Source organism: Alcaligenes sp. (assembly GCF_050255915.1).
Classification (GTDB): Bacteria; Pseudomonadota; Gammaproteobacteria; order Burkholderiales; family Burkholderiaceae_B; genus Alcaligenes; species Alcaligenes aquatilis.
The window spans coordinates 124,089-141,351 of record NZ_JBFWIQ010000001.1 but is presented as its reverse complement, the minus strand read 5'-3'; the positions used below and the strand labels follow the sequence as shown (position 1 = coordinate 141,351).

The 17,263-nt window shown below is 56.4% G+C and carries 14 protein-coding genes and 1 tRNA gene; 5 read left to right on the top strand and 10 right to left on the bottom strand.

Going from position 1 to position 17,263, the window contains the following annotated elements; genetic code table 11:
- Positions 1 to 55: 55 nt before the first annotated feature.
- Positions 56 to 763, top strand: a complete 708-nt coding sequence (locus tag AB7E06_RS00625; protein WP_125277029.1) for a hypothetical protein — start codon at positions 56 to 58, stop codon at positions 761 to 763.
- A 118-nt stretch (positions 764 to 881) separates the two neighbouring features.
- Here the strand turns inward: AB7E06_RS00625 and glnQ are convergent, their stop codons facing one another.
- From glnQ to mnmC, 9 genes are all read right to left on the bottom strand, one after another.
- Positions 882 to 1,610, bottom strand: coding sequence for a glutamine ABC transporter ATP-binding protein GlnQ (gene glnQ / locus AB7E06_RS00620; RefSeq protein WP_094195771.1), 729 nt, complete (start codon positions 1,608 to 1,610; stop codon positions 882 to 884).
- A complete protein-coding gene (locus tag AB7E06_RS00615) occupies positions 1,607 to 2,446 on the bottom strand; it encodes an ABC transporter permease subunit (protein ID WP_395013623.1) in 840 nt (279 codons plus the stop codon). The genes glnQ and AB7E06_RS00615 overlap by 4 nt, the downstream gene beginning before the upstream one ends.
- Before the next feature lie 112 nt (positions 2,447 to 2,558).
- Entirely contained in the window at positions 2,559 to 3,290 is a 732-nt protein-coding gene (gene glnH / locus AB7E06_RS00610) for a glutamine ABC transporter substrate-binding protein GlnH (RefSeq protein WP_395013717.1), read from the bottom strand.
- A gap of 227 nt (positions 3,291 to 3,517) precedes the next feature.
- A complete protein-coding gene (locus AB7E06_RS00605) occupies positions 3,518 to 4,309 on the bottom strand; it encodes a MetQ/NlpA family ABC transporter substrate-binding protein (protein WP_094195768.1) in 792 nt (263 codons plus the stop codon).
- A gap of 50 nt (positions 4,310 to 4,359) precedes the next feature.
- Positions 4,360 to 5,019 (bottom strand): methionine ABC transporter permease, encoded by a 660-nt coding sequence (locus tag AB7E06_RS00600; protein ID WP_022983463.1) that lies wholly within the window; start codon positions 5,017 to 5,019, stop codon positions 4,360 to 4,362.
- On the bottom strand, positions 5,016 to 6,026 hold the full coding sequence (locus AB7E06_RS00595) for a methionine ABC transporter ATP-binding protein (protein ID WP_108728026.1): 1,011 nt from the start codon (positions 6,024 to 6,026) through the stop codon (positions 5,016 to 5,018). The genes AB7E06_RS00600 and AB7E06_RS00595 overlap by 4 nt, the downstream gene beginning before the upstream one ends.
- Positions 6,027 to 6,272: 246 nt before the next feature.
- Positions 6,273 to 6,348: transfer RNA gene (locus AB7E06_RS00590), tRNA-Lys, on the bottom strand.
- A 264-nt stretch (positions 6,349 to 6,612) separates the two neighbouring features.
- A complete protein-coding gene (locus AB7E06_RS00585; RefSeq protein ID WP_094198266.1) occupies positions 6,613 to 8,781 on the bottom strand; it encodes a glycoside hydrolase family 31 protein in 2,169 nt (722 codons plus the stop codon).
- Positions 8,782 to 8,932: 151 nt separating this feature from the next.
- Complete coding sequence (gene mnmC / locus AB7E06_RS00580; protein WP_346549066.1) at positions 8,933 to 10,798, bottom strand: FAD-dependent 5-carboxymethylaminomethyl-2-thiouridine(34) oxidoreductase MnmC; 1,866 nt, start codon at positions 10,796 to 10,798, stop codon at positions 8,933 to 8,935.
- 131 nt (positions 10,799 to 10,929) lie between these two features.
- On the opposite strand from mnmC, the gene AB7E06_RS00575 reads away from it, so the two are divergent.
- Entirely contained in the window at positions 10,930 to 11,793 is an 864-nt protein-coding gene (locus tag AB7E06_RS00575) for an inositol monophosphatase family protein (RefSeq protein WP_094195765.1), read from the top strand.
- Positions 11,794 to 11,952: 159 nt separating this feature from the next.
- On the opposite strand, the gene AB7E06_RS00570 is transcribed toward AB7E06_RS00575, so the two are convergent.
- Positions 11,953 to 13,650, bottom strand: a complete 1,698-nt coding sequence (locus tag AB7E06_RS00570) for an AMP-binding protein (protein WP_427954690.1) — start codon at positions 13,648 to 13,650, stop codon at positions 11,953 to 11,955.
- 80 nt (positions 13,651 to 13,730) lie between these two features.
- Between AB7E06_RS00570 and AB7E06_RS00565 the strand changes: the two genes are divergently transcribed.
- The 3 genes from AB7E06_RS00565 (at position 13,731) to mgtE (ending at position 16,964) form a co-directional block, all read left to right on the top strand.
- On the top strand, positions 13,731 to 14,930 hold the full coding sequence (locus tag AB7E06_RS00565) for a M20 aminoacylase family protein (protein WP_094195763.1): 1,200 nt from the start codon (positions 13,731 to 13,733) through the stop codon (positions 14,928 to 14,930).
- 186 nt (positions 14,931 to 15,116) lie between these two features.
- On the top strand, positions 15,117 to 15,461 hold the full coding sequence (locus AB7E06_RS00560; protein ID WP_003803527.1) for an acyl-CoA thioesterase: 345 nt from the start codon (positions 15,117 to 15,119) through the stop codon (positions 15,459 to 15,461).
- A 21-nt stretch (positions 15,462 to 15,482) separates the two neighbouring features.
- Positions 15,483 to 16,964: a magnesium transporter gene (mgtE, locus tag AB7E06_RS00555; RefSeq protein ID WP_125277032.1), complete on the top strand. Its 1,482-nt coding sequence runs from the start codon at positions 15,483 to 15,485 to the stop codon at positions 16,962 to 16,964.
- Positions 16,965 to 17,263 lie beyond the last annotated feature (299 nt).

Genomic DNA, 17,263 nt, shown 5'->3' with positions numbered 1-17,263 from the left:
GTAATCAGGACTTGATTTGTCTCAAGTCCCTTGTCTGACAGGAACGTCTGTTCTCATGCTTGGTTCCTCCAAACGCACCGTATTCAAGCCCACCGCCTACGGCTCCAGCCGTCGAAAACGCCGTATTCCACGCTGGTTTGTCCTGCTGTTGACAGGCATTGCCCTGGGTGCGGGCGGTCTGCTGTTCTTGCAACAAAGTTATGGCCCCACGCGCCTGACCGTAGAGCAGTCCGAACAGTTGCACTATGATCTGAACAGTGCCAACGCCGAGAAGCAACGTTTGCAAACTCAGTTGAACCAGACCAGCCGCGAGCTGGAAGACGTCAGCCAAAACGAGGACAAACTTGGCAAACAGACCAGCGACCTGCAGGCCATGGTCACCAAACTGGAAAAAGACATTGCCCTGTTTGCTGATGCCATGCCGCCAGACCCGCGCGGGACCTCGCCCGGCATTCGCGCTGCCGAATTCACCATCAAGGAAGGCCAACTGAATCACTTTGTGCTGCTGATGCAAGACAAGGGCAAAGAAACCGAATTTAGCGGCACGATGGAACTGGTTGCAGCGGGTCGTTACAGCAATGGCCGCTCTGGCAATGTGGACCTGCCTGGCCAGACCGTCAGCGTAGGCCGTTATGCCTACATCAATGGCTCCGCCGAACTGCCCGCCGGCTTTACGCCGCGCCAGGTCACGATACGCATCAAGCCAGATGGCTCGAACCGCGTCGTGGCCACACGTACCATCTACGTCACTCCATCGAAATAACAACCCTTGCCCGTCTGTCACGTACAGGCAGGCAATGACAAAAAAGCCCTTCAGGTCCTTGGCTCCATCGCCAAAACCCTGAAGGGCTTTTTTATGCCCAACGATCCCGACAGACGCTTTAAGCTACATGCTGCAAAAAGTCTTTAAGGCGTTGGCTAGGAGGATCACTGAGCAGCTCGGCAGGCGGCCCATCATGCGCTACCCGGCCCTGATCAATAAAAATCAGACGGCTGCCCACACGACGCGCAAAATCCATCTCGTGGGTTACCACCACCATAGTCATGCCTTCCTCTGCCAGCAATTGCATGACCTTGAGCACCTCCTGGCGCAGCTCCGGGTCCAGCGCAGAGGTTGGCTCATCAAACAGCATCAACTTAGGCTTGATCGCCAATGCACGGGCGATAGCCACTCGCTGCTGCTGACCACCGGACAACTCATTCGGGTAATGATTGACGCGCTCGGCCAAGCCCACCTTGGCTAGCAGCTCCATCGCTTCCTTACGCGCCTGGGCGCGATCCATGCCCCGCGTATGCACGGGCCCGAACATGACATTTTCCAACGCACTCATCTGCGGAAACAGATTGAACTGCTGAAACACCATGCCAGCTTCCCGGCGCAGCTCCCGCACTTGGGCTGGCGTACCATTCACGCTCAAGCCATTGACCACAATGTCGCCCGCCTGAATGTCTTCCAGCTTGTTGATGCACCGTAAAAAAGTCGACTTCCCCGAACCCGAGGGGCCGACCACCACAACCACTTCGCCCTTATCAATCGTCAGACTGATATCGTCGAGCACGATATTGTCTCCAAAGCGCTTGGTTACCTGCTTGAACTCGACAATACTCATACAATCCTCATACGGTGTTCAATCAACTTCAGAGTCAGGGCAATCAGGCCAGTCAGGATCAGATAGATCACGGCAACCGCCCCCCAAATCTCCACCGAACGAAAGTTATTCGCAATAATCTCCTGACCCTGGCGAGTCAGTTCGGCCACACCGATCACAATAAACAGCGATGAATCCTTCAGGCTGATAATGCACTGGTTACCCATGGCCGGAATCATGCGGCGAAATGCCACGGGCCCAATGATGTGCCGCAAAATCTTGTAAAACGGCAAGCCCATCGCCTCGCCTGCCTCTTTCAGCCCCTTGGGCACCGATTGCAAGGCACCACGTACGATCTCGGAAATATAGGCTCCGGAATTGATCATCAAGGTAAAAATGGCGGCAGTCAGTCCATCAATGCGGATGTTGGCCAGCAGGGGCAGCGCAAAGTAGATAAACATTACCTGCACGACAATCGGCGTGCCGCGGATAAGCAGCACATAGACCTGGCACAGAAAGGACAGAACCAGCAGCAGATAGCGCCTGAAAAAAGCCAGCAAGAACAGGGCCATCAATGCCTGCAGCGAACTCCAGATCCAGGCCGGCACAAAGCTCAACCAATTACCTGTCAGCCAGGACAGGCCCTTGATCACAAAACCGAGCACAAACAGCCCCAGGATGAACCATGCTGCCCGGCGCCAAGTGACCGGCACCCGAACATAGGTGGTAATCACCCCGGTCAGAAAACCCAATACAGCGCCACCCATCAAACCCGACAGGGTAATGAGCAGCGTCATTTTTGTACCTTCCAGAAGGCTGGGTAAAGCCCCCCAGATAGCGTCCCATTCAAAAGTCACAGTGCTACCTTTGTCTTTGAATAAACGCTCGCAACAGAGCGTCAAAAAATAAAAGCGGTGATCCCGTTACGACACGCGATCACCGCCTGGCATGCGCTTGGCTCCGCGCTGTTTAATCAGGCTGCTTGCCAAACCATTTTTGGTAGATTTTGTCGTAAGTGCCGTCAGCACGAATGTCTTTCAGAGCCTGGTTCACAACCGGAACCAGTTCGCTGTTCTTGGGAAAGCCAATACCGTAGAAGTCACCACTTTTCACAGCGCCAGTGACCTTCACACGGTCCTTGCCGCCGGTCTGGGCGTAATACTGCACATTGGGGGTATCGTGCACCACGGCATCCACACGGCCTGTTGCCAGCTCCAGGAAGGCGTTGTCGATATTGGGAAACAGCTTGAGCTTGGCAGTGGGCACCGAACGCTGCATGAAGTCCACAGTGGCCGTACCGATCTTCACAGCCACCGTCTTGCCTTCCAGGTCGGCGGCGGTCTTGATGGCGGAGTTATCGGTGTTGACCAAAATAGCCAGACCGCTTTCGTAGTAAGGATCGGAGAAATCAATCACTTGCTTGCGGTCATCACGGATGGTGATCCCGGCCAGCGCGGCATCCAGATTGCGCGTTTGCAAACCTGGAATAATGCCGTTGAAATCCATGGGCTGGAAGCGGTAATTCAGATTGGCTTTTTTTGCGACCGCATCCCACAAGTCGATATCAAAGCCTGTGTACTTACCGTTCTGCTTGAACTCAAAAGGCACAAACGCCGTATCGGTTGCGACCACCAGCTCTTTGCCTTGTTGCGCCAAGGCCTGCCCAGCGGGCAAAGCCAAAGCCAGGGCCAAGCCGGCCATCAGGGTTTTCATTTTCTTATTGAACATCCGTTACTCCTCTGTAGGGACTGACCCACAATCAGCCAGTTCGATGTTTACCCAAGTCTGGTACAGGCTCATGACCTGGCCCAGCGTTGATCTATGCTACCCGAAGCAGCCCAACTCTTCGTATTTAATAGTTTTAAAAAAAGAAAAACCTCGGGAAATCCCGAGGTTTTTCAGACAATGAGCCGTATCAAAACTCACATTCAGAACGCAGGAACAATGGCCCCCTTGTATTTGTCTGCAATGAATTTCTTCACATCTTCGCTATGCAAAGCCTGGATCAGCTTGGCTACACGTGGGTCGTCCTTGGACTTGGCAGCCACCGCGATCAAATTGGCGTAAGGAGAGTCTGCACCTTCAATAGCCAAAGCATCCTTGGTGGGGTTCAGACCCGCTTCCAGCGCGTAGTTGGTGTTGATCAGAGCGATATCCACATCAGCCAGTACGCGCGGCAAGGTAGCAGCTTCCAGTTCCTTGAACTTCAGCTTCTTGGGGTTCTGGTCCACATCACGCGAGGTCGCCAGAATATTGGAAGGATCCTTCAGGGTCAGAACACCTGCTTTTTGCAGCAACAGCAAAGCACGAGCGCCATTGGACGGATCGTTAGGGATTGCCACCAGTGCGCCTTCTTTCAGCTCGTCCAGGCTCTTGATCTTGGTGGAGTAAGCACCAAAGGGCTCAACGTGAACCACGGCCACCGACACCAGATCGGTTTTGTGTTCTTTGTTGAAGGTATCCAGGTAAGGCTTGTGCTGGAAGAAGTTGGCATCGATATGGCCGTCAGCCACTTGCTGGTTGGGCTGCACGTAATCGGTGAACACCTTGATATCCAGGTTCACGCCTTCCTTGGCCAAAGCAGGCTTGACAAACTCCAGCAGCTCGGCGTGTGGCACAGGGGTAGCAGCAACCGACAAGGTCTCGGCGGCTTGGGCCACACTGGCCAGCAGAGCCGACACGGACAAGGCCAGAACGGGAACAAATTTCTTCAAAGACATGAGCGACTCCAGTTTCAGAAAGGCAAGACTATCACGATAGCTGCCAGAACTTATTTTCGGCTCAAACGAGCCACCATGGCGTCTCCAAACACCTGCAGGAGTTGCACCAGCACCACCAGAATAGTCACGGTAACCACCATGACATCCGTTTGATATCGTTGATAACCAAAGCGCAGGGCCAGGTCACCCAGACCACCACCGCCAATCACCCCGGACATGGCTGAATAGCCCACCAGTGCAATCGCAGTCACAATCAGGGCTGCCACAATGCCGGTCGTCGCTTCGGGCAATAAAGCCAGTAAAACCGTCTGACGAGAGTTGGCTCCCATGGCACGGCAGGCCTCATTCACACCAGGATCCAGTTCACGCAAAACATTTTCTACCAAGCGGGCAAAAAACGGCGCCGCACTCAAGACCAAAGGCGGAATCGCGCCCTGCACTCCCAAAGACGTACCGGCCAAAATGCGCGTCAAGGGAATAATGACGATCAAGAGAATCAGGAACGGCACGGAACGCAAAATGTTCACGATCAGGGACAAGCTCTGGTAGATCCAGGCATTGTCCAACATCTGCTTGCGGCTGGTCAGAAACAGCAGCACGCCTAATGGCAAACCAATAATTGCGGTAAAGCCCAGCGAAATACCTGTCATCAACAAGGTATCAATCGTGGCCTCACCAATCAGCGCCCAATCCAAGTTGCTAAAGTTCATGGCCGCAATACCTCAAATTGGACATTCAATTCAGTCAGCAAGGCATCCAGCCCTGCCTTAGCCTGCGCATCCCCTTGTACGGCCACAACCAGTTGGCCGTAAGGCTCGGTTTTGATGCGACCAATGGCCCCCTGCAATATGCTCACATTCAGCCCCAGTTGGCTGGTAATGCGGCTAATCAAAGGCTCGGTCGTGGCCACACCACGCACACTCAGGCGCATGACACTACCGGGCACACCCTCTGCCAATGCATGCCAGTCGTCAGCGTTCACGCCACTTTCGCTGAGCAGGGACTGCGTGGTGGGATGATGCGGATGCAGAAACACATCCAGCACTTCGCCACACTCTACAATCTGGCCGGCGTCAATCACCGCCACCCGGTCACAGACGGAGCGAATGACATCCATACCGTGGGTAATCAAGACAATCGTCAGCCCCAGTTCCTGATTGATCTCGCGCAGCAAGCGCAAGATGGACTGGGTAGTTTCTGGATCCAGCGCCGAGGTGGCTTCGTCACAGAGCAAAAGCTGCGGTCGATTAGCCAGGGCACGCGCAATACCGACACGCTGCTGCTGTCCGCCCGATAACTGACGGGGATACTTGTTGGCATGATCCTTCAAGCCCACTAGCTCCAACACTTCCAGAGCACGAGCGTGGCGTTGAACACGACCTACCCCTGCCAAGCGCAGAGGAAAGCAGACATTATCCAGAACCGTGCGGGAGTGAAGCAAATTAAAATGCTGGAACACCATGCCCACGCCTTGTCGGAAAGCGCGCAACTGCGCGCCCGAAAAACGTGTGATGTCCTGATCCTGTACCCAGACCTGGCCTGAACTGGGTTGCTCAAGCAGATTGAGCATGCGGATCAGCGTACTTTTCCCAGCACCCGAGCGACCAATAATACCGAAGACCTCTCCTTGGTGAATCTGCAAGGAAACGTCGTTCAAAGCATGAACGGTCCTGCCTGCCAAAGAATAGGTTTTTGAGATGTGTTCAAGACGAATCAAAATGAACTCAGCCTAGTTAGTCAGTCGAGTTATAAAAGCCTGAGCTGTAAGCGAAATTTACCATAAAGCAAATTTGACAATGACCAGATAGATATAACCCTTGGAAATATTGAAACCATACTGAGGGCTGCACTGTATAGCAAGATTTCCGACCGGCTAATGCGCGGACGTGACCTTGGCTGTGCAAGGCAAGCGCCCAAAGAAAAAGGCCGCTAAGCGCGGCCTTGTTTCTACGTTTCAGTGTAGTGGTGGGTCGTGCGCGACTCGAACGCGCGACCAACGGATTAAAAGTCCGCTGCTCTACCAACTGAGCTAACGACCCCCTACTGAAAGATGAAATTATGACCCGATTCCAAGGACTCGTCAAGCACTAAATGCAAAATAATCAGAAAAAAAGCATGTTTCTTCAAAAAAGATGAAAACAGGGCCTTGAGACGGGCCTGCCCCAGCCCTTTTCCCGGTTTCAGAAACAAAATCTGAACATCTGCCCAAAGGCATTGACTGCTGAAAATAGAAAATGCCTCCCGACACGGGGGCTAACCCCACTGCCGGAAGGCATTCAAAGACAATCAGGTTCGTCTAAGACTTAACGGGCACGAGAAATACGAACCTCGGCACCACGGCGTTTGACCTCCAGCCCTTCGGACGGCAGGATCTTCAATCCCTCCAGACCTTTGATGTAGCTGGAGCCTTGCATCTGCATGACGCGGATCTTGTTGCGCATCACAACCGGGCTGTGCTCGGGCATGCCAAACATCCAGACCTCATCAAGCAAGCGGGCCGAGTTAAATTCAGAGGTGTGCTTGACCACCGGTCCCAGACACAGCATATGTCCTTCGCGACCAAAGACCGGCAAACGATCCAGACCCACTGTCATTTTCACGGTCGTGCCACCCTCGTAGCGCCAACCGGTACTCAGATCCCACCAGGCATCGCCTTCAGGCAGATAGACCTCAACATCCTGCCCCGGCTGCAAGACAGGAGCCACCAGCAAGGCAGGGCCCAATAAATACTGGGTGTCCCACAAACGCGCCTGAGCATCTGCCGGGAAGCTTTGAGCCATAGAGCGCTGTACAGGCAAGCCGGTACGCACAGCGTCCTCAATAATGCCCAATACATAAGGCACCAGACGAAAACGCCACTCCAACCAATGGGCAACCTGAGCCTGCGTTTCTTCGTCAAACGCATCAGGCCGCAAAGCAGGAATACCTTGCAGGCTGAAATTCGCCGAGAAAACCGACATGGCCAGCCACCGCAGGTACAACTCTGGCGTCATTTCGCTGGTCGATGCTGCCGCATTGCCCCAACCATGAATCTGGATAGGCACGCCACTATTGCCGGTGGCCAGGGCTGACTTCAAGGATTCCGTCAGACCCGCCCAGGTATTTTCGACCTGAGGACCCAATTGCCAGGCAAAGCGCTGACAAGATGGACTCAGGTCGCGGCTGGCGACCACCCCTTCTTGCGGCGTCTTGTGACCAGCAACCGCGTCGAACAAGGCTTGACGTGCCAGCACAGGATAAATCGCACGCAACAAAGCGCCAGACTCGCCTCCCCGGCTGGTAACGGCATCAGGAATGTCAAAGCGGGCATTGCACAGCACGGCCCCCAGGCCATCGTCGACCATCTGACGCTGACGCTCGGTCCACATGCGAAATACGTCTTTGTGAGTCAGGTCCAGCAAGCCGTAATCGCGGCCACCGCTAAGCGCGTCGCCCGGGAATACATAGGCGCAGCCGTCATCATCATTGATGAGCAACCAGCCGCGATCTTCCCACTCCTCAAACAAGCTGGTGCCCGCCTGTACGCAGGGACGCGTCCAGGCAGCCAGTTGCAACTGATCATTATGCAAGGCAGAGAACGCCTCGCGGGGATCAGCCATGCGGGCGGCGTCCCACTCCAGCGTCGGTTTGTCCTGCTGGAAATCGTACGGCTCAGGAGGCGGCAAGACGGCCACATCCAGTGCAATACCCTGCTCGCGGCACTGATTGGCCAACTCACGCAAGGACGTTACGTCTTGCGCTTGAGCGCCATCCAGCCACAAGCCCATAGGCGTGACACCGGGTTGACCCGCACGGCCCGTCAATGCGGAGTACTGGTTGATGATTTCGCTGGGATCGCCCAGGAACAGGAAAAAATCCAGTTCGGCAGCGTGTACGCGAGCGCGGTACGCATCCAAATCCTGCTGGCCCAGATCGTGTTCCACCCGCTCGAAGGTATTGATGTACAGCCCCCAGCCTTGCGTGCTCCAGAGCAAAGGCAGGCTGCGATCATCCGGACGATCGGTATCGATCATTTCCTCGCGGCGGTCCAGCTCGCCCAAGGTTTCGCCCAGACCATACAAGGCATCTTCCTCGGCCAGGGCCAGATCCAGCTGCCAACAGCGGCTGGGCTCTTGCACCAGTGTCAGCGGTTGCGCCGCACTGCTCAAGAGCAGTTGATCGCCGCGCCGGACCTCGAAGCGCCAGGGATTGGACTGAATATGCAAGGCGACTTCGCCCTGCTCAATCCGCCAGCCGGAATCGGCTGTTTCCAGTTGAAATTCGCTGACCGCCTCATGGCGGGCCAGCAGCATATCGCCCAAAGCTTTGGCACGGGTACTGAGCTTTTCGTTATCGAGCCGGGCAAGCGGCATACAGCGGAAACGAAAAACACCCGGCGCATGAGCTTCGATGCGCAGCGCAAAATCGGTTTCGACAAAAGCGAAATCGGCCAAGGCCGGTTTCGTCGTCAACAAACTCAGATGATTAAACAATTGTGTCACGTCGTCAGAGTGGAGCGAACGGCACGATGCTGATCGCAGGGTCACGCTCAAGATTACTTAACAAGGCCACTATTTTGACGTATTTGCGCTACAAAGGAAAATGTTGCTTCAAATTTCGCCGAAATAATTCGAAAAACGGGCCTTAGCGAGGTATTAAAGCTTGCTCCAAACGCCGCTCCAAAGGAATAGGTTCCTCCAGACAATAAGCGGCAAACAAACTGGCTGCCAGCAGGCTCCAGCTCAAACCACGTGAGCCGTAAGCCGCAGCCATAAACAAACCGGGCTGGCCCGGCACAAAACCCATCACGGGCAAATGGTCACTTAAGGCACAACGCCAACCGGCCCAACCCTGTTCGGGTATCTCCCCCCTCACAGCAGGATTGGCCAGCATGGCAGAAACTTTTTCGATATTTTGCTGATGTCCCTGGTGGCTGACCTGGGCAGATTCACCAAAACGCTCGTAGGTGCTACCGATGACTTGCCCCTGCGGGTCAACAGGCAGGATATAGCCCTGGCCACTTAAAGTCACTCCACCTTGCGTCAACGCCTGCTCAACAGATAAATACGTCACCTGCCCGGCCAGACGCTGCATGGCTGCCAAGCGAGGCATGGGATGCGCCGCCAGCAGCTCGTCTGGCAACAGGCTCAGGCTTTGGGCCGCTGCCGCTATCACGACACGATTGCTGCTTTCCAGGCATTGTCCCCGCTGATTGCAGACATCCCACGCATTCGGCCCCTGGCCGGCTTGCAAGAACACATGCTCTGGAAGGCATTGAATCAAAGGGTGATCCAGCAGACAGGCGACCAGTGCACTGGGATCCACCACCATGCCTTGCGGGAAATACAGGCCACCGCCTTGCAAAGGCACTCCGGCCAAGGCCGAGCCCTGCTCGCGATCCAGCCATTGCACCCAGTCCTGATCCAAAGCCAAACGCGCCAACGCCTGCTGAATATCCGCATCGCTATTGCCCGCCTGACCAAATACCAGCGTCCCGACTCGGCGCGGGCGTGCCGCCTCTGGCAAGCCTTTCCAGCCTTGCCAGGCATGCAGCACAGCATTGCGGCTCAACCGGGCCAAGGGAGCATCATCCAGAGCGAATACCGGAGAGATGGCAGCCAGACGGTGACCTTGATGCGTGGCATCCAGGCCCCGGCTCAAGGCCGGATCACAAACCAGAACAGGCACACCTTTACGCGCCAGTTCCCAGGCACACGCCGCCCCCGCCAAACCAGCACCGATCACTACCACCCGCCCCTGTTGCGGCGGCAAGCTGCCGCGTCGTCCCAGATGGGGACGCAAGCGAGCGCGAATAGTGCACCACTTGCCCCCGGCACCGGGGACTTTTTCCACTTCAAACCCTACCGAGGCCAGATCACGTCGCACCTGCCCTGCACAGCACCAGGAAGCCGCTGTCGCCCCTGGCGCAGCCAGACGCACCAGTTGCCCCAGAACCGAACGCGACCACATGGCAGGATTGCCACGGGGAGCAAAACCATCCAGGTAAAACGCGTCGGCATGGCATTGCAGCTCGCGCATCATGGTTTCAGCTTGCCCAAAGGCCAGGGTCAGCGTGACCCGCCCCTCATCCAGCTCCAGCCTGTGTATACCCGGCACCAGTATGGGCCAGGCTGCCAGCAACTGCTGGGCTTGAGCCTGCAACTGCTCGGGCAAGCGAGCATACAGAGTCGCCAAATCGGCCTGGCGAAAGGGGTGAGCCTCTACCGAGACGAAATGCAGCCTCTGGCTGCGTTGCGGATCCTGACGCCAAGCCTGCCAGGTCGCCAGAAAGCTGGCTCCCAGTCCAAAGCCGGTTTCACAAATCGTGAATTGAGATCGCCCCCGCCAACGCTCGGGCAACCCATTGCCTTGCAGAAAAACCCGCCGGGCTTGGCCCAAGGGGCCATCTGCCGGGTGATAGCTATCCTGATACAGAGCACTGACAGGCACGTCGTGCTCATTGAATTCCAAATCGGCCGGGACCAAAGGCTCAAACGCAAAGGCAGCCATTAATTTTCCTGCCCATCACAACACTCACACACGCTCTAACCCCTTAAACTGGCCTTAATCAAACTGACACCAACAAACACGTACAATCAAAGGTCTTTCTTTCAGACTCTTCTTTTTAAAACCGGATTGCCATGCCATTGTCACGTTTACCGCTCAGCGCCTGCCTGGACGCTGCTGTTACTGCAGCCCATGCCGCCGCCGCTATTTTACAAGCCTATGCGTCGGACCGTAGCTCTCTGGTGATCAGCAACAAAATGCACAACGATCTGGTGTCACAAGCCGATCACGAAGCCGAACAGGCCTGCATCAGTGTGTTGATGGAACGCACTCCAGACATTGATATCGTGGCCGAAGAAAGCGGCGGTGTGAATACAGGCCGCCCCACCTGGTATATCGACCCGCTCGATGGCACCACCAATTTCTTGCACGGCATCCCGCACTATGCCGTTTCGGTCGCCCTGATTGCGCCTGCTGGCACCCAAATGGACAACGGCGTTCTAGCCCAGGACACCCCAGTCATTGCCGTGGTCTACGACCCCAATCGCGAAGAGCTGTTTACAGCCATGTACGGGGTGGGCGCCTGGTTAAATGGCAGCCGTATTCAAACATCCTCATCGAAAAAACTGGCGGATTCGGTATTGGCCACCGGCTTTCCATTTCGCGACTTTTCTTTTTCCGACCAGTACATGCCCAGCCTGAACGCCGCCATTACCGGCAGCCGTGGGGTACGTCGCATGGGTGCCGCCGCGCTGGATCTGGCCTGGGTCGCTTGCGGCCGTTACGACGGATACTGGGAAATGGGCTTGGCCCCCTGGGACGTTGCTGCGGGTACTTTGCTGGTGCGTGAAGCCAAGGGCGTGTGCCAGGACCTGTATCAGGAAGAGCCCTGGCCCGTCAGTGGCCACGTCTACGCAGGCAATGCCCACATTGCCGATGAATTGCTGGGCATGGTGCGCCCGTCGCTGACACAGCGTCCGACCAAACCCAAACCTTAACGCCTTATTCGGGGCCGGTTGCCACACTTCCTGCTCCGATCTTCATCACCCAATAAAAAAGCGAGCCATTTAAGACGGCTCGCTTTTTTCATGCAGATCAGGTTGCAGGCCAGGTTTGACGATTTGCTGAATAATCGCCCCCTCCTCCAAGCCGCCAAATCAAGCCTGCGCTTCAGGCTTGACTTGCTCGTCCCGCAGGACACGGCGCAAGATCTTGCCCACATTGCTCTTGGGCAGTTCATCACGGAACTCAATGATACGGGGACGCTTGTACGCCGTCAGGCGCTCTTTGCACCATTGCTTGATATCGGCTTCAGTCAGTGATGAATTACGTTTGACCACAAATAGCTTGATGCTTTCACCGCTATGCTCGCTGGGCACTCCGACCGCCGCCACTTCCAGCACATCGGGATGAGCCGCAACCACGTCCTCAATTTCGTTCGGATAAACGTTAAAGCCCGACACCAGAATCATGTCTTTCTTGCGATCCACCAGGCGAATTCGTCCCTGCTGATCCATGACACCAATATCACCCGTTTTCAGGAAACCATTAGGCGTAAAGACATTGGCGGTTTCCTCGGGCTGATTCCAGTAAGCCGACATTACCTGGGGCCCTTTGACGGCCAGCTCACCCTGCTCACCCATCGCCACTGGCTGGCCTTGCTCATCGAGCAAGAGCACATCGGTAGACGGCAAGGGAAAGCCAATCGTACCGCTGTACTCGCGCGAGTCCGTCGCATTGACCGCCACCACAGGCGAAGTTTCCGACAGGCCGTAGCCTTCTATCAAGGGGCAGCCTGTCACGGCCAGCCAGCGCTCGGCCACGGCCTTTTGCAAAGCGGCACCACCGGCCAGGCACAGCTTGAGTTGTGCAAACGGCAAAGTACGGAATTTTTCGTGATTCGCCAGCGCATTGAACAAGGTATTGACGGCGGGGACGACTTCGGGCGGATTGCGTTTCCAGGCCTTGTATACCGAATTCAGATCACGTGGATTCATCACCAGCACCATATGCATACCCGCATACATGGCGAACAAGCCACAAACGGTCAGCGCGAAGATGTGATACAGCGGCAAGGCCACCATCATGGTGTAGGCAGGGCCCTTGAAGTCACCCAAAGCGGGAAAGCCCACGGCCTCTACCTGTAAAACGTTGGCCATCAGATTGCGTTGGCTCAGCATGGCGCCTTTAGGGCGGCCCGTTGTACCACCCGTGTATTGCAGCAGCGCCAAATCATCCGGTTTGGCGGGCTGACGGCTCAGGCTCAATTTGCTGCCCCGATCCAGCACTGCTTCCAGACGCTGCGAACCGGGCAAAGAATAAGACGGCACCATACGTTTCAAATAACGCACGGCAAAATTCACCACACTGCCCTTAAGTCCCATCAGGTCGCCCACGGTGCTCACCACCACATGGGCGGGCTTCACATTCGCCGGAACCTGCTGGAGCACATGCGCAAAATTCTCCAGAATCACAATAACCTGGGCCTGACTATCGGCCAGTTGAAACTCAAGCTCACGTTCGGTGTATTGGGGGTTGGTATTGACGCCCACCATGCCCGCTCGCATCGTGCCCAGCAAGCAAATAAGGAAAGGCAGCCCATTGGGCAACATCAGCATGACACGGCTGCCACGCTCCAGGCCCTGGGCTTGCAACCAGGCGGCAAACGCATCTGCGCTGCGGTCCAGATGCTCGTAGGAAATGTCATGCCCCATAAAGGTCAGCGCAGTCCTGTCCTTATGCTTTTTCATGGCGGCATCCAGACAATCGATCAAGGTCTGCTCGGCGCCTAGCTGAATGTCATGGGGCACGGAGGCCGGATAATGCTCGAGCCAAGGTTTTTGCTGAGTATCCAAGGGCTTGTCACCTAATACGTGTTTATTTATGGTTAACTCTACTCTACTTTATTGTTCAAGCCCAAGGACAAGCCCGCATCATGAAGCTGTTTGATCCCATTTCCGCCTGGTCCCATGAAATTGCGGCCATCCGGCGTGATCTCCACACCTACCCCGAACTGGCTTTCGAGGAAACCCGGACGGCCGATCAGGTCGCGTCCTGGCTGGAGAAATGGGACATTCCGGTGCATCGCGGACTGGGTGGCACAGGTGTTGTTGGTATCTTGAAGGGCACCGGCGGCCAGGGCCCATCGGTGGGGCTGCGTGCCGATATGGACGCCCTGCCCATGCAGGAGCTGAACGAGTTTGAACACAAAAGCCGCCACGACGGCAAGATGCACGCCTGTGGACACGATGGACATACCGCCATGCTGCTGGGCGCAGCTCGCTACCTGTCCGAACACCGCGATTTTGCTGGCACTATTTATCTGATTTTTCAGCCTGCCGAAGAGGGCTTTGGTGGCGCGCGCGAGATGATCAAGGACGGCCTGTTCACGCTTTTCCCCATGCAAGCGGTGTTTGGCCTGCACAACTGGCCCGGTATGCCTGCCGGCACCTTCGGCGTTTTACCTGGCGCCATGATGGCCTCCAGCAATACCTTTGAAATTCGCATTGAAGGCAAAGGAGCCCATGGTGGCATGCCCCATCTGGGCGTGGACCCTATCATGGCGGCGGTGCAACTGGCGCAAAGCCTGCAAACCATCGTCAGCCGCAATGTGGATCCGCTAGAGCCTGTCGTGTTGAGCATTACCCAGATTCACGCAGGCTCTGCCGACAACGTCATTCCCAACGAGGCCGTCATGCGCGGCACGGTACGCACCTTTTCCACCGAAGCCCTGGATCTGGTCGAGACCCGTATGCGCGAACTGTGCGAACAAAGCTGTGCGGCCCAAGGCTGCAAGGCCGAGTTCGACTTTGACCGCCGCTACCCTCCCACCATCAATGATCCCGAACAAGCAGCCTTTTGCGCGCAAGTCATCCGGGAACTGGCCGGCCCCGACAAGCTGCGTCAGGACATCCGCCCTTCCATGGGTGCCGAAGACTTCTCCTTCATGTTGCAGGAAGTCCCAGGCTGCTATGTCTGGTTAGGCAATGGCGATGGCGATCATCGCAGCCCTGGTCACGGCATGGGTCCGTGCATGCTGCACAACGGCAGCTACGATTTCAACGACGCCCTGATCCCCATTGGTGCCAGCTACTGGGCCAAGCTGGCCCTGGACTGGCTGGCACAACATCATTGATGCTTTAACAAATGTTTCATAGCGGGGTTAAAGCTTGCCGTTACAATGGCAAGTTCTATTGTTGACGGCGTGCGCCCGCGCGCTACGGGCATCGGTCCCACCACCCTTTCCTCCTATACGGGAGTATTTGTGACTACTTCAAGCAACATCTCTTCGCTCCCGGACGGAGCCCCCACCCTGCGCGTCATGCCCATGCCCACCGACGCCAATATTCACGGCGATGTATTCGGTGGCTGGATCATGTCCCAGGTGGACATTGCCGGAGCAATTCCTGCAACACGACGTGCCCAAGGCCGGGTTGCCACGATTTCCGTCAATGCCTTCACCTTCAAACAGCCCGTGTTTGTGGGTGACTTGCTCAGCTTCTACACAGAAATCATCAAAACTGGCCGCACCTCCATTACGGTGTCGGTGGAAGTGTATGCAGAACGCAAACGCCTGCAACTGGAAACAGTCAAGGTAACGGAAGCCACGCTGACGTATGTGGCCACCGATGACGAGCGCCGCAGCCGCCCGCTGCCCCCTCTCTAAGCATTTGTGACAGGCAGGCCTATGCAGGAAAACCTGGTACACCCTACTTCGCCCAGTGACACTCCCAAGCCACGCCGCCTGGAGCCCGAGGACGCGCAGCAGGCACTTTACCGCCTGAAAAACATCCTCAAACGCCAAGAGGTGGTCGAGTCACTGGCTCAACGCCAGTTCGAGGACGACGACCGTTCCAACCTGCTTGAAGGCCTGATCCATCGCCAGCATGAAAGCGAGATCAAGGCCATCCTGAACGATCTGCATCCGGCCGACATTGCTTTCATTCTGGAGTCCTTGCCCGAGCTGGAACGCCAGGCCATTTGGCAACTGGTGGATGCCGAGCACGATGCTGACGTGCTGCTGGAAGTGGCGGACTGGGCCCGTGAGTCGCTGATTCGCTCCATGGATGCGGCAGACCTGATCGCCGCCGCCGGCAATATGGATGCCGACGAAATCGCCGATCTGGTGCCCGACCTGCCGCCCGATGTGGTGGCCGCCGTGCAGCGCGGCCTGACGGACGAAGAACGTGCGCAACTGATCGAAGCCATGGGCTACCCCGAAGATACGGTGGGTGCCATCATGGACTTTGACATGGTGCGCGTGCGCGAGGACGTGACCCTGGAAGTGGTCTTGCGTTACCTGCGTCGCCTGCAGGAACTGCCAGACCACACTGACCAGATCTTCGTGGTAGACCGTGCCGATAAACTGCAGGGAACCCTGTCGCTGACACGTCTGCTGGTCAGCGAACCCGAAACTCTGGTGTCCTCGGCCATGTCCACCGACTACCTGACTCTGAATCCATTGGACTCGGACTCGGATGCCGCCGGGGCATTTGAGCGCTATGACTTGGTGTCCGCCCCGGTGGTGGACGATATTGGCCGCCTGATTGGCCGAGTCACCATTGACGAGGTCGTGGACGTGCTGCAAGAGGACTCGGAAGAGCAGGCTCTGTCTCGCGCCGGTCTGCAAGAGGATGACATTTTCGCCCCCATCCGCACCGCTATCCGCAACCGGGCCCCCTGGCTACTGATCAACCTCTGTACGGCGGCCACGGCCTCTTTCATTGCCTCGCGCTTTGAGGACACCGTCAGCCACATTGTGATCCTGGCGTTCCTGATGTCGATTGTGGCCGGCATTGGCGGCAACTCCGGCAACCAGACCATGACCATGATTATTCGTGCCATTGCCACTGGCCGTGTCACCGGTTCCAACGTCATCCCACTGATCAAGCGCGAGCTGCTGGTGACCTTTCTGGTCGGGGTCTGTGGCAGTGCAGTAACCGCTTTCTTTGCCTGGTTTATCTCCGGCTCCATTGCCATTGCTGCGGTGATGATGGCCGCCATGATCGGCAATATGCTGATTGGGGCCGCACTGGGTGTACTAATCCCGATCCTGCGCGACCGCTTTGGCAATGACCCGGCCGTAGGTTCCTCGGTACTGCTGACCTTTGCAACAGACTCGCTGGGGTTTTTGCTGTTCCTGGGACTGGCGACGTTGTTTTTGCTGTAGGTGGCCAGCAGGCATGATTAGAAAAACCGGCTTCTGGCCGGTTTTTTTATCTGCCTCAAAGGGCATCGATCACGTCTTTTAATCTTTTAACACCAGGAAACTCGGAAATCCGAACACCGGGACGCCGGAACGCCGGACCGCCGGAACACCCAAGTATCGCGGCGTTGGCTCCTTGGCTCCTTGGCTCCTTGGCTCCTTGGCTCCTTGGCTCCTTGGCTCCTTGGCTCCTTGGCTCCTTGGCTCCTTGGCTCCTTGGCTCCTTGGCTCCTTGGCTCCTTGGCTCCTTGGCTCCTTGGCTC

Bases quoted from the DNA above. Each gene is read 5' to 3' on its own strand.
- mnmC (WP_346549066.1), bottom strand. From the start codon at position 10,798: ATGGCTGCCTTTGCGTTTGAGCCTTTGGTCCCGGCCGATTTGGAATTC.
- mgtE (WP_125277032.1), top strand. From the start codon at position 15,483: ATGCAGGAAAACCTGGTACACCCTACTTCGCCCAGTGACACTCCCAAG.
- AB7E06_RS00575 (WP_094195765.1), top strand. From the start codon at position 10,930: ATGCCATTGTCACGTTTACCGCTCAGCGCCTGCCTGGACGCTGCTGTT.
- glnQ (WP_094195771.1), bottom strand. From the start codon at position 1,610: ATGAGTATTGTCGAGTTCAAGCAGGTAACCAAGCGCTTTGGAGACAAT.
- AB7E06_RS00600 (WP_022983463.1), bottom strand. From the start codon at position 5,019: ATGAACTTTAGCAACTTGGATTGGGCGCTGATTGGTGAGGCCACGATT.
- AB7E06_RS00560 (WP_003803527.1), top strand. From the start codon at position 15,117: ATGCCCATGCCCACCGACGCCAATATTCACGGCGATGTATTCGGTGGC.
- AB7E06_RS00565 (WP_094195763.1), top strand. From the start codon at position 13,731: ATGAAGCTGTTTGATCCCATTTCCGCCTGGTCCCATGAAATTGCGGCC.
- AB7E06_RS00605 (WP_094195768.1), bottom strand. From the start codon at position 4,309: ATGTCTTTGAAGAAATTTGTTCCCGTTCTGGCCTTGTCCGTGTCGGCT.
- AB7E06_RS00625 (WP_125277029.1), top strand. From the start codon at position 56: ATGCTTGGTTCCTCCAAACGCACCGTATTCAAGCCCACCGCCTACGGC.
- glnH (WP_395013717.1), bottom strand. From the start codon at position 3,290: ATGGCCGGCTTGGCCCTGGCTTTGGCTTTGCCCGCTGGGCAGGCCTTG.